The sequence below is a fragment of the Ferruginibacter sp. genome (assembly GCF_031391665.1).
Lineage (GTDB): Bacteria > Bacteroidota > Bacteroidia > Chitinophagales > Chitinophagaceae > Ferruginibacter.
In genome coordinates this window covers 1-13,528 of sequence record NZ_JANMUN010000013.1, presented here as the reverse complement: position 1 = coordinate 13,528, position 13,528 = coordinate 1, and the positions used below count along the sequence as shown (strand labels likewise).

At 34.5% G+C, this 13,528-nt stretch carries 8 protein-coding genes; 1 reads left to right on the top strand and 7 read right to left on the bottom strand.

Annotated features, from left to right (window positions below; translation table 11 throughout):
• Positions 1–46 precede the first annotated feature (46 nt).
• Entirely contained in the window at positions 47–1,288 is a 1,242-nt protein-coding gene (locus ACY651_RS01115; RefSeq protein WP_462248839.1) for a PQQ-dependent sugar dehydrogenase, read from the bottom strand.
• Positions 1,289–1,403: 115 nt separating this feature from the next.
• The gene (locus ACY651_RS01110; RefSeq protein WP_462248837.1) at positions 1,404–2,003 is read right to left on the bottom strand and encodes a C40 family peptidase; all 600 of its coding nucleotides are present in this window, start codon (positions 2,001–2,003) and stop codon (positions 1,404–1,406) included.
• 130 nt (positions 2,004–2,133) lie between these two features.
• Between ACY651_RS01110 and ACY651_RS01105 the strand changes: the two genes are divergently transcribed.
• Positions 2,134–2,583 carry a hypothetical protein gene (locus ACY651_RS01105; RefSeq protein ID WP_462248835.1) on the top strand — a complete coding sequence of 150 codons (450 nt, stop codon included), beginning with the start codon at positions 2,134–2,136 and terminating at the stop codon, positions 2,581–2,583.
• Positions 2,584–2,598: 15 nt separating this feature from the next.
• Here ACY651_RS01105 and ACY651_RS01100 read toward each other — a convergent pair whose 3' ends face one another.
• From ACY651_RS01100 to ACY651_RS01080, 5 genes are all read right to left on the bottom strand, one after another.
• On the bottom strand, positions 2,599–3,141 hold the full coding sequence (locus ACY651_RS01100; protein ID WP_462248833.1) for a TVP38/TMEM64 family protein: 543 nt from the start codon (positions 3,139–3,141) through the stop codon (positions 2,599–2,601).
• Between the two features lie 103 nt (positions 3,142–3,244).
• Positions 3,245–4,507, bottom strand: a complete 1,263-nt coding sequence (locus ACY651_RS01095) for a zinc dependent phospholipase C family protein (protein WP_462248831.1) — start codon at positions 4,505–4,507, stop codon at positions 3,245–3,247.
• A gap of 23 nt (positions 4,508–4,530) precedes the next feature.
• Positions 4,531–6,657: an AsmA family protein gene (locus ACY651_RS01090; RefSeq protein WP_462248829.1), complete on the bottom strand. Its 2,127-nt coding sequence runs from the start codon at positions 6,655–6,657 to the stop codon at positions 4,531–4,533.
• A gap of 24 nt (positions 6,658–6,681) precedes the next feature.
• Positions 6,682–8,982 (bottom strand): translocation and assembly module lipoprotein TamL, encoded by a 2,301-nt coding sequence (tamL, locus tag ACY651_RS01085; RefSeq protein ID WP_462248827.1) that lies wholly within the window; start codon positions 8,980–8,982, stop codon positions 6,682–6,684.
• Positions 8,983–8,998: 16 nt separating this feature from the next.
• Positions 8,999–13,528 (bottom strand): translocation/assembly module TamB domain-containing protein (locus tag ACY651_RS01080; protein ID WP_462248825.1); only part of this gene is annotated, 4,530 nt, incomplete at its 5' end.

The following is a 13,528-nucleotide window of genomic DNA, read 5'->3' as shown; positions in this document are numbered from 1 at the left end:
GTAATTAATGAAGGGATGTTTTGTATAAAAATAAAATTATTCCAATTTACTTTTTACTTATCCTGAATAAAATACCAAAATCACTAACAGCATATAAAACACCGTTGTATTGTGTTATATCCCGTATCCTTTCTTTTTGGTCGGTTAGTAATGCTTCTTCACCTACCACTTTATTATTTTCAATTACTAATCTTACAATACGTGTGCTGCTCAGGCCAGAAATAAAAAGATTGTTTTTCCATTCAGGGATTGCATCGCCGGTATAAAAAACCATTCCTCCTGGAGAAAGTACAGGATCCCAAAAATATACCGGTTGTTCCATTCCTTCTTTTTGCTGAATAGCGTCGCCAATTTTACTGCCATTATATTCTATACCATAAGTAATTATTGGCCAGCCATAGTTTTTACCCGGTTTAATAATATTAAGCTCATCGCCGCCCTGTGGTCCAAATTCTGCTTCCCATAAATCGCCTGTTACTGGATTAAAATCTAAACTTTGCGGATTGCGGTGACCATAAGAATAAATTTCTGGTTTAGCTGTTGATTGATTGATAAAAGGGTTGCCGGGAGCAGCCTTGCCATCCTTTGTAATTCTAAATATTTTACCCATGCCGCTGTTAAGCCACTGTGATTGTTTTCTTCCTTCCAGTACCGATCTTTCGCCGCTGCTTACAAAAAGGTATCCTTCTTTATCAAAAATCAGGCGGCTGCCAAAATGATACTCACTGTTCAATTCGGGTGTGGCTCTAAAAATTACCTTTGGATTTTTAATCATGGAATCATTTTCATTCAATTGCCCTTTAGCCACTGCCGTTAGATTGCCTTTGCCATATTTTTCGGAGAATGACCAGTAGATTGTTTTGTTCGTTGCAAATTCAGGATCCAATGCTACATCTAATAATCCACCCTGGCCATTGTCATCCACTTTAGGAAAACCTGTTATTTTTTTTACCAATGCCCCATCAGCATTGTGTATTTCCATATAACCCGATTTTTCTGTTAGCAGTAATTTTCCGTCGGGTAATGCAATAATTGCCCAGGGTCTTCCCAGTTTTTCTGCAATTTTTTCTACCTTATAAGCAGTGGTAGTTGTAACGGCTTTAATTCTTGTTTGCCCTTCAAAAGCAGGTTTGTAATGTGCATTGGGCATTTTAATTGCTGCAGCTGTAGTGGAAGTGGTATCGCCGCTTGTTTTTATATTTTCATTTTTTGCGGTATTGCTGTTGCCTGAGCAACCAAAAAAAATAGCAGTTACTGCTGTAACAGAGAAGAGGAGTTTGCTTTGCATAAAATAATAGTTAATGATGGGTGTAAAAATAATGCAGTTAATTGATTATTTTACAGGTGACAGGAATAAATACAAATTTAATTTTAAGATGTTGTTTATGCAGCCTGATAAAACATCAATCAATATTATAAAAAGGAATTCTGACAATTTTTACAAATCTTTTTCTGTAATAATTATTTAATTGGGTAATAACCACGCCATAAGCTTTGCCTGATGTGGAATGAATGAAATTAATAACTCCATCATCTGTGGTTGTAATTATTCCCATGTGTCCAACAATGGTACTCAGACTGTCGGTGCCGGTAAATAAAATCAAGTCGCCGGGTTTTGCAGCAGCTGAATCTACAGTAATTCCATAATTTGTAAAATCAACTGATGACCGGGGAACTTTAATATTAAAATGATTAAATACAGTTGTAATAAAACCAGAACAGTCTAAGCCTTCGGCAGGATTTACAGATGCATATTTATAAGGAGTGCCAATTAAAGTTTTAGCATAGGTAATTAATGTTTGAGGAAAACTATCAGTTATAGAATTTATATTGTTGACAGGTACTTTATCAGCTGAATCGGTAAATTTAATTTTTGCTTTTTCAATAATACTGTCTGCAATATTATGCTGAGCAGTATCAATTTCGTTTTCTGCAACATCATTTTGCGATATATAATTACAGCTAAAAAAAGATATAACAAAAAAGATATAAAAGTTCCTCATAAAATTAAAGAGTTGTATCTGTAATATACATGATTTTTCCGCTGAAGGTTAAATTGTTTTTTATTGCAGATAATTAATCTTTTGCAACGAAGTTTAGTTTGCGAACATTATTTTTGTTACTAAATTATTTATGACATTCAAGCAAAAGATATACAGCCATTACCTGCAACTAATAAATGATAAAGTGCAGCAACTGCAAAAAGTGCTGGACGATTTAAAAGAAAGTGGCAGCAACGAAACTAAAAGCACCGCAGGGGATAAACATGAAACTGCATTGGCAATGCTGCAGATTGAGCAGGCCAATACAAGAGGGCAAATGAAGGAGGCGATTGCTCAAAAAGATGCGCTGGAAAAAATAAACCCTTCAATAACAGCAAAAATAATTGTACACGGCAGCCTAATTAAAACTAACAAGGGCTATTTGTTTTTAAGCATTGCTTTGGGTAAAGCAATAGTTGAGGGTGTACATGTAATTGCTTTGTCTCCGCTATCGCCATTAGGTATAAAATTGATGGGCTTGCAGGCAGGTGACACAACAGCAATTAACGATAATAATTATGTGATAGAAAGTATTGAATAAATTTTTGCAGTGCAATTATTTTTTTTTCTTTATCACCCAAAATAATAACCCAACTGCCAATACTGCTAAAAGCAATTTACCCTGCCACCCAAAACTGGTAACTTCGTAAACTGCATATGCTTCCATAAGCAAGGCTGGTAATTTGCCTAACGAACTGGCAATACAAAAAATAATAAAAGATACTTTACCTACGGCAGCAGCAAATGTTATTAATCCCGAGGGAACAAAAGGAATAAGGCGTAAAGAAAATATCAGGTAAAATGCTTCTTTATTTTCGGCATCAACTAGTCTTTTTACTTTTGGATATTGTTGAAGCTTATTTGAAGTAATTCTTTTAAATCCTTTACGGTATAATATAAAAGCAATAGCGGCACCAATAGTTTCTCCTGCAAAAGAAATGAGTGTACCATTCCAAAATCCAAAAAATAAAATATTGGCTGCAGTAATAAATACACTGGGTATAAAGCCTAATACTGCAATAATTATACTTATACCGATGCTTATTACAGCAGCAAGATGTGGATATTCTTTAAAAACTTGCAATAGACTATTTTCCACCTGTTAGATTTGCGATAACGCTTTTTTTAATAAAGATGTATTAAAATTATTTACTGGTGAAATAATAGGTATGAATATTTCCAAATATTCCAATTATTGTTTTTTAAATAACAGTGTATACTTTAAGCTCTTCTAATGCCGTCATTACTTTTGCCCATTTTCTTTTACCTTTTCTTGTTGTGGGAGCTTTTGAGTTTTTATAAAAGTCAACTATATTCATCTTTGCATCTTTATCTACCCCCTTGAATTTGTTTTTATGCAATTGTAAAAGCAGGCTGTTGTAAGCTGCATCGGCCATATCATATTCTCCCGGTGCAGTATCGCTGCCGGTATCAAAATCTATATTGGTAAGTTTTACTTTTCCATTAGCTAAAATTTTTATTGCGGCATTGTATTGTAATAAAACAGTATCAAAACTTTTAATAAATATTTTTTCTGCATCAGCATCAAGAGCTTTAATTTTTAATGGGCGCAATGGCCCCACTTTTGGCAACACAAAAATTAACCATGATATACTTTTAGTAAAAAAGCCGGGTTGGTTATGGCTGCCACCAAAATCGTGTTTATAATTGGCTTTACTCATTTTGTATTTAAAACTGCGGCTGGTAGCTGTAGGTTGTGCAGCTAGTATTTCTTTTTTTTTAATCGACCAGGTAAGTTTTGTTATGAAAGGGAATAAATTTTTTACTGACCAACGGAATGTTTCTATAGAAACGGAAATATTACGAAACACATCGTTAATATCAAGCCCGTAAGTTTTAAGAAAAGCTTTTTCCAGTAATGGAAGGGATACATTAAAGCCTATAAAATTTCTGTAAGCAATGGATGCATAATTTCCTTTTGCAGTTTGCAGTACATCAAATGCAAATTCAATTCGTTTGTGAGAAATTTTATCGTCTTCATAAGTAACAACATTACCAAACTTTTCTTTCATCTTCGGATAAACTACCGGTACACATTTATTGGTGCCAATTAAATGACCGTACCTGTCGGCCATATAATGGCTTAAATAACCTAATGCAAAAGCATATTCATTTACATTTTGTGCCTCATCAATCAGCGCCTCTACAAAATCGCCGCTCCGTACATAATGCACCAGGTTTGTAAATAAATGACTGCCAAAAGGAAAATAACCCATATCCGGTGCAATGGCGCCGCCATATGCATAAGAGTGTGCAATATTTAAAATAGAATCCGTGATGCCCGGATATTTTTTTAACAATAATGGCTTAAGCGATTTTTCCCAACTGGCATCTACTATTGCTTCATGCGTAAGAACAGAATACGCTTTTACATTATGTGGAATACAAACGCATGCAATAAGAAGCAATAAAAAAAGTTTACTTAAACAAATTGAATTCTTCATTTTTATAGTGATTGATTGATTGATCACAAACCATTATTTTTTCCTGTAGCAGTTTTTTTAGCGGCAGCAAAAATGCTTTTCCATACCAGGTAAAAAAACGATTTGGTAATATCTCTTTCCTGTGTAACATCATTTTTTCTAACTTCTCCATTTTGCGGATTATTGTTGATTACTAAAAAATTAGCTACAAAACTTAATAGCACTTTCTTTTTGGTTGCAGGCGAATCTGGTTTAAGCACATTAAGTTTAAGATCTTCGTACAGCAGGGTAGAAGTGCCTTTTGCCATAAGATCGTTGCCACTTAAATTAAAAGTTAATTTATTAAATTTGCCTTTTTTTATAGCTACCATTCCCAACGGTTCCGACACAGGGTTTAATGCAGTTGCATCATAACTGCCTCCTGTGCCTGAAATTGTAAAAGCCCCATTAGCAGTATTTAAAGGCAACTGCCAGTTAGTTTGAATATTACTCACTCCCAAAAATGAAGCTGTTGCATTTACCGTCATCATTCCATTTTTTGCAATAGCATTTTTAATATTGGTTACATTGGTAACTGTACCATTTACGTTGTTAAAAAATACAGTACCGGTTTTTTCTGATATCGCACCTCTTTCTTTATAACCTACATAACTGTTTTTTACTATTATTTTTTTTATGCTTACCGGCATTTTTACTTTTTTCAAAAGCTGGTGGGGATATTTACCCACTTTGCTTGCCGGGTTGGGGGTAACCATTCTGTCGTTAAAAACTTTTAAGTTGAGTTGCAGGCTTGCCATATCGGCCAGCAGTTTTTTTTCTGCGATCAATGTTTTTATTTCAACTCCACTTAGTGCAATATTTTTTAAAGTGATATTGTACAGGTCAGCCTGGTATTTTATACTTTTTGAAAATGCAGCTTCGGTAAGCTGTGGTACTACGGCAAAACTGCTGATGTTTAATGTTGATCGGGTGCTGTTGATATCAAAAGCGCCTACATTCATTTTATAATTTTTATCTTCTGACGGATAAGAAAAGCCATCTGCCGATAATGCCCAGCTGCTGGTTTTAATTAAATTTTTTATGGTTACACCTGAAGATAATTTTTGAATATCGACCGCATTAAATTTTACATTGGTAAGTGTAAATGGCGCAGCCGCAGGATTTTTTTTATCATACACAAGTAATTTTGTGCTGCCAATAGAAATTTTATTTAACAAAGCTTCATCAAAATAATTATTATCAATTTCAATTTTATCGTTGGCAGCATCGTTACTGCTGTTTTTTGTTCGGTAAAAAGTCAGCAGGCCGCCATCACTTTTAAATTCCTCTGCCTTTAATTGCTGTTTTAAAATAAATGCATCTGTCGAAATATCAGTGAGCAAAGTATTATTTATATCAAAAATCACTTTTCCATCTTTATTTTTTTGTTGAAATTTTTTAAGGCGTATTAATTTTTCCGGGGCATTGTATTCAACATCTGTAAAAGTGGCAATATTATTCCCTGTTTTAATGTACACCTCTTTAACTTTTGCCACCATATCTTTTACAAAATAGCTGATCACGTTCTGATAATCTTTTGTGCTGTCTATCCTGAAATTTTTCAACACTACTGAAACATCTTTTAGTGAAGTGTGCGGCTCGCCAGATTTATCGGAAAAATTTATCACTCCATTTTCTATCTTTATTTCTTCAGACCGGATACTTTTAAATTTCCCCAGCATTTTTTCGTAAATAGCCAGCGTATCGTAAGAACTGTATGTGTCTTTTTCTTTTTTACCAGAATTAATAATATACACTACAGGGTGCCGTATGAGTATTGATTTTGCCTGAATGGCGGTACTGCTGATAAGCCCGGGGATATTAGCACCTTTAACGGTCAACTCATCAATATGAATATTGTAAACAGTAGTGGAAGATGAGGTGTCAAAATCTGCCAATTGTTTTTGCAAAGAATCGGATTGCAAAGCCACATTATAAAATGAAGCATTGCCATTAATCTCATCAATTGATGAGCTGTCGTACTTAATAAAATATAAACTGTCGGTTTCATTGTTAACAGCAGTTGCTATTTTATCTTTTATAAAACCTTTTTTAATTTGCTGCCAGTAAATCCAGCCGCCAAAAAGTGCTGCAACCAAAATAACACCTGCAATTTTTATTGATTTTTTCATAATAACTTTTATAATATTGCCATCCTAAAATGGCAACCCTAATGCAATGTTTAAAATAAGATTATCTCTCCGCCATGCACCACTGCCAAAATCAAATTGATTCAGTACCCATCTTTGTCCATCTGGTAAAAAAGGTTTTCTTAATGGGATGCCTAAGTCAGCACGAATGATCAACACTGTAGCATCAAAACGAATTCCAAAGCCGGATGCAACGGCAATTTCTTTATACCAATTTTTACTTAATTTTCCTGCAGGGCCAAAAAGTAAAGTGTCCTTCGTCCAGATATTTCCTGCATCAAAAAAAATAGCACCACTTATGTTTGGGGTAAACGGAATTCTTAATTCGGAGTTGAACAGTATTTTGTAATCGCCACCAATAATTTGAAAGAAGCGTTGATTTTCTGCTGTAGGTTTATAAGTTCCCGGTCCTAAACTTCTTATTCTAAAGCCACGTATAGAACTGGATCCACCAATAATATATTGTTTAGAAAATGGAAGCAAAGCGGAGTTGCTGTAAGGCATGCCAATGCCGAGTTGAATACGGTTTGCAAAATCCCATTTGTTGGGCAATGCCCTGGTATAATGCAAATCAAAATCTGTTTTTACATATTGTGCAAACGGGGTACCGAAAATTGTTTTTTCTCTAAAACGTTTTGCACCTGTAATTAAACCGGCAATATTACCCGACAGATCTAAACTGGCATTAAAATAAATTTTATTTTTTCTGTTGCGCTGTGCACTGTTGTAGGTGTACGAAAAGTAAGTGCCCAGTATAGCTTCTGAATAAACATTTAATAAAATGGCTGGTGTAATTAATGCCTGTTTGTAAAAAGTATCTGTAACCCCGGTAGCATTAAGATAGCTTAATGAAAATGGTGCAAAAGTAAATTCGTTTCTTATATTTTGTTTCCAGGTAAAATCGTATTGCAGGCGAAATAAATTTTTGGTGTAAAATAATTGCCTTCTGTATAGTTCGTAACCCAACAATAAATTGGTATTAGGCGGATAAAAATTATTTTCTTTTAAATTGAAAAAAGGAATGGCATACCGTGGAAATTTTATGCTAACCTCCCCACCAACTCGATAACTGTTATTATTGCGGAGAGAATCTGCAAAAGAAACTTCAAAACCGGTATATGCTTTTATGGTAAGCAATTCGGCACCATGAAAAATATTCCTGTTTTTCCAGTTAACACTTACCTGGGATCCAATTATATTATTTTCTTTTGAAAAAGCATCAATGGATGCCTGGAGCGATTTCTTTTTTGCAGGAGTTAAATAATAATACACATTCATGCGGTGCAAATCGCCGGAATCTTTTATTGCTTCAAACCTGTTTTTTACAAATTTAAAAGCACTGATATTGATAAAGCGATTGAGCGTTGTATTTTGCGAACGGCTGTTGTACAGGCTGCCGGGCCTGTAAGTAATGTTCTGTGCAAACAGGCGATTATTGAATTTTTTTGTGGTGTCTTTAATTATTAAATTATCAAAACGGTTAGCACCATATAAACTGGTATCTAATTGCGGAGAAATTAATGTGTAGTTGGGAAAAACTATAATTTCATTTATTTTAAAAGCATGTTTTGCCTGTTCCGGAATAGTTTTTTTTACATTTAAATACAATGCTACTTCACGGTTACCAATAGTGCTGTCGGCATAAGCCATTAAATAATCAGGATTAAAATAATAATAGCCTTTGGTTTTTAAAAAAAGATCCAGCTGGTCTCTCTCTGCGCTGATGTCGCTTAAGCGATAGGCTTGCCCGGTTTTTAAAATGCCATTATTTTTTTGACGTTGCTGTAATAATTTTAAAAGATTTGAACTGTCACTTACCCAGGTAATACTTTTTATTTTGTACTGCGGCTGTACCTGTGCTGTATAAATGGCTTTGGTAAAATATCCGCTGTTGACAGTGTCGCCCTGTACAGTGGTATGAAAGTATCCTGTGTTTTCCATAAAGGACTGCATATTTTCTGCAGTAACTTTTGCATTAACCCTGCTGCTTAGAACAGGTGCTTCTCCCAATCTTTTTCTTAAAAATGAACGTAAACCCTTTTCAGCTTTTTCAGGATCGGGTTCGCCAATTTTATACCACCACCAAACTTTGTAAGGCTGGCCAAATAAAAATTTATTTGCCCTTGGTGTAACGGCAAGCTTTAACTGTTTTTTTAAATTTCGGCTGGTGGTTTTAACATCAGGATTTTTTTTAACTATTACGGTGGAGCCCCTGTACAATTTTTCGCCTGGGGGTAAAAAACGCTGCACACTGCAGGAAGTTAACACCGCTAAAAAAAATAATGCTATTAAATACTTAATTTTCATGTACACTTATTATATGCTACTTCTTTTTTCTTCTAAATAATTCATTAAACTTTTCATAATCGATGGTGGCAACAAAACCCACACCTGTTTCTACCACATAACCATCAATCACCACTTCAAATTGATTTTTACGATAGGCCCTCAATAAATATTTTCCATCTTTGGTAAGTTTATAACCAATGGTAACATCGGGTATAAAACTGTTGTTTTGTTTATCTGCTGCGTTTTGCCCTTGTACTCCAAAATTTTTACCAATGCTTACTGTTAACTTATCATCTAAAAAAGTTTTGCTTAGTGCTACATTAAGATCGGTGCGCTGGTCATTACCACCATTAGTATAATCACGGTAGCTGTTTAAATTCAAATCAATATCAACACCCTTTAATAAATTGCCAGCAATTTCATTTAAAGCCGATGATAAAAACTGGCTCACACTCTGGCGGGCAATATCATTAAAGTCGTCGCCATTACCTTTAAAAAAGTCGCTGCTTTGTTCACCGGTAAATCTTCCTAATAACAATAATGAAAAAACCTGTTTGTTAGTGGCAGATTCATCGCCTCTTATTTGAGTAAGTTTATTTTCTATAGTGGTTCTTAAATCGCTGCCGATAACCGAATTTTCATCCGGCAGTTGAATGTCAAATTTTATTTCCGGCCTGCTTAATACTCCTGATAAATATAGAATAACTTTAAAAGGAACTTTTTGATTGAAGGAATTAGCAAGCAAAGGATCAACACTTCCCACTTCGTTACCCAAAAGATCTTTTGCAGAAGTAATTACTGTGTATGCAGCTGTAGCATTTATCCTTGCCCTTAATGGTTCGCCGGCAAAATAAATACTGCTGCCTTTTACCAATGTAAATTTTCGTTGTAAAAACTGGTAATTAAATAAATAATAACCATTATCTAATTCATAGTTTCCTGCCAGTACAATATTTCCACCAGGATCCACACCAGCATTTAATTGTGCGTCTCCCTGCACTTTTATTTCATCGCCGGTGGAAGGATCGATAAGAATAGTTAAAGCGGCTCGTTTAGGTACTTCTATATTTAAATTGTAATTGAGGAATTGAGCAAAATTTGATTGTACTTCTTTTGCTTCCACAAAAGGGATAACAGGAGGGTTGATATCAAAAGTATCACGGTCGATAAAACGAACGATCGTTTTGCCTTCATCTTTACTGTAACTTCTTTCGGGTACTACAATGCGTACATTGCTGTTATCATTTACATAAATATCTCCCTGTATATCCGGAGAAACAGCATTACCGGTTACAGAAATGTTGGCATCAATTGATGCAAAGCCATACAACTCGTTGTTGATAGCTTTTGGCGCATTGAGTATAATAAAATCGGTTGCATTAATATCGAGGTTAACATCAAATATTTTTGATCTGTTAACTGTTATTGATCCATCAATTTTCATTTGATGATCTAAAGAATCACGAACAATAAAATTATCCAGCTTCACCGCAGGATGATCGAAAGTGATTTTTTGATTGTCGATTTTAAATGCGGTGCCTAATTGTGTAATTGTAAATTTGGTAGTGTCAAAATTTAAGCTGCCTTTCCATTTTGGTTCGGCAAATTTTCCTGATGCAGTAAAATCGCCCCAAACATTTCCTTTGGCATTTTTTATTGCACCGCCTGTAAAACCCTGTAATGTGGCAATGTTTAATTTTTTTATATCAGCGTTTGCGTCAAACTCCTGCAGTTCGTTATTCAAATAATAATTTCCTTTTGCAGTTACGTCGTTTTCATTTCCTGTTAATGCAATGGTAGCAGTAATATTATTTTCCGATTGTTTTTGTGCAAAGGCAGTAACATCACCCAATGGTTGTTGCATTATGGCAAGGCTGGCAATAGTAAGATTACCGGTAAATGCCGGTAATTTTTTATTAAGATCATTCACTTCAATTTTAGCATCCATTATTCCACTGGCAAAAATGGTATCGTTATTAATGATGGAACTGATACTTTTTAAATTAAAATTATCTATTAAAACATCAATAGGGCTATTGTTAACCGGCTGCCTGCTGCTGATAAAAATTTTGCTGGTATCGCTGGTAATAGAAAAATTATTGATGATCAATCCCGACGGTGAATATTTGATATAATTATCAGAAGCTACTTTCCATTTTTCATAATTTAAAAGCAAGCTGTCTTTTAAACTAAAAGAGTAATAATCATCTTTGCTGTAAAAAGATGCTTTCAGGCCGAACCAATCTCTTGCTTTATTATCCTGTGTTTGTGCATTAATTAAAATACTGTCGTTAGCAGCGCTGCCATTTAATTTGGTGCCGTAAAATGTATTGGCTGCATAGTTTAGAGTATCAAAATTTACAACATAATTAATACGTTCGTTTTTTGATGCAATGGTCATGTTGCCATTTCTAACCGTATTATTTTCGTAATTCAAATAGGGAAGGGCAGCGGTAATATTTAATGCACTGTCTGCATAGGCCGATGCAAAACTGCCAGTAAAACTCAGGTCTTCATAATCTTTTAAACCCGGCACAACACCAATAAGAAATGGATGTTTTTTTATAGTGCCTTTAAAGTTTACCTGCTGATTATCGATAGCTGCAGTACTTTTTGGAGTTGCGATTTTATAATAGTGATTAATATATTGAATAACAGCATCACCCACTTTATCATAATCAAAAGCGCCAGCAGCATTTACATTGGCAAAGGGAGCATTAAAGGTTATATCATCTTTTCCATCGGCTGAAGCAGCTAACAACGAAAGTGTATCTAATGCATAAAAGTTTTTACCCAACTGCATTTTTACAGAGTCGATTATGGTATTTACATCCAGCTGGCGGGGTTGTAAATTATCCGCTTTTATATTTGCAGAGAGAGAAAAATTCAGTGTATCATTATATAAATGTAGTTTTTGTAATTGTGCGGTATCTACATTTACAAAACCATTTAGAGTGGGGTATTCGTTTTTTACATTTGTCTTTAAATCATACTGCAGTACCAGGTTGCTGTCGTTAATGTTTCCTTTACTGTCTATATATCCTGCATTAAAAACTGCGTTTACATTGGCGTTTTGATAATTATATTTATTGTATTGCAATTGGTTTACAGCCGCAGTAATATCCGATCGCATGGTTTTATAATTAAAGCCTGTGCCTTTTGCTTTAAATGTTCCCGTAACATTTCCTAAAATACTATCCTGGCTTATTAGTTTGCCAATGGCAAAATTATTGGCGGTAATTATAAGGTCATATACTGCTCTTTCAGGATCTTTTACATTTTTAATAAAACCTTTTACAGTTGCAGGGCCATAACTGCCATCTATTTTTGCATCGGCGGTAAGGTTGTTGATATTGCCTGATATTTTACCACTGATGATATTTTTCTCAGGCAAATTTATTTGCGGTGGTAAACTGCCAGCCGGGATAAATCCCATGATAAAATTTTTGTCAAAACTGCTTGTACCCAGCGCCACCTCATATTGCAATGCAGTGGGGTTTAAAATATTTTTTAAATTTATTTTTCCGTTTACTGCAAAGCCTTTGCCGCTGGCTTTTATATTTGAAAGCAATTCGTTTCTATTGCCGCTAATTTTGCCGCTAAGATTTATCGTTGCCGGCACTTGCGACAGTAATTGCTGATTTTCTTTGGGCACAAACTTTAACAGATCAACTTTTTTAATAAAGCTTCTATCTATATACAAATCATAATTAAATTTTGCTGCATCAGTTAAATTGTATAATGTGCCATGTGCATTTATATTGCTGCCCGATAAACCAGACAATTGTAAAAAAGGTAAATATACCATAGCAAGGTTGCCCCGTAATTCTGTATTAAAATTTAAAAGGTTATTAGCAAACTGTGCAGGAGGAAATGTTTTTTTAAGAAATGGAGCCAGTAAGTATAGATCGTTAAAAGCAATGGTAGAATTTTTAAGTGTGGCAGCAAGTAAACTGTTACGTGGATTTTTTGTAATGGTTGCAATGCTGTCGTATTTAATTTCAATAAAATCCTGAATTAAACTTTTGGGAGTTTTTACATAAAGGTCTTTAGCAGAAAAAATAGTGTCGGTCATTAAAAAATCTGCATGTGCCGTATCCATTTGAAAACCGCTGGTATCTTTAAATTGAAGTTGATTTATAAGAGCTGCCGTTTTATTTACCGAGTAATTAAAATTTGCAATATTGGCACCCAAATTTTTTACATCAAAATGTCCAAAATCAAAACCATCTTTTGCAGGTAAGTTGTTATCATCAAATTTTATATTGTTGTTTGAAAGCAAAATTTGCTTTGCATTTATCATCCATGGAACGATGGTGGTATCAGTTGCTTTACTGGCTGCGATTTTATTTTTTGGATTAGTAAATCTGATAGTAGAACTGTCCAATAAAATGGTATCAGCAGTTGCCGTAGATTGGGCCAGGCTAAACAGCACATTACTTAAACCAAGTTTTGTAACGTTGTTAGAATAATACATACCCGAAATTTTATCATCAACAATTACATTTACATCCCTGATATTAAAATGTGCTGCAGTAAGAAAAAGAGGATAGCCGGATTTTTT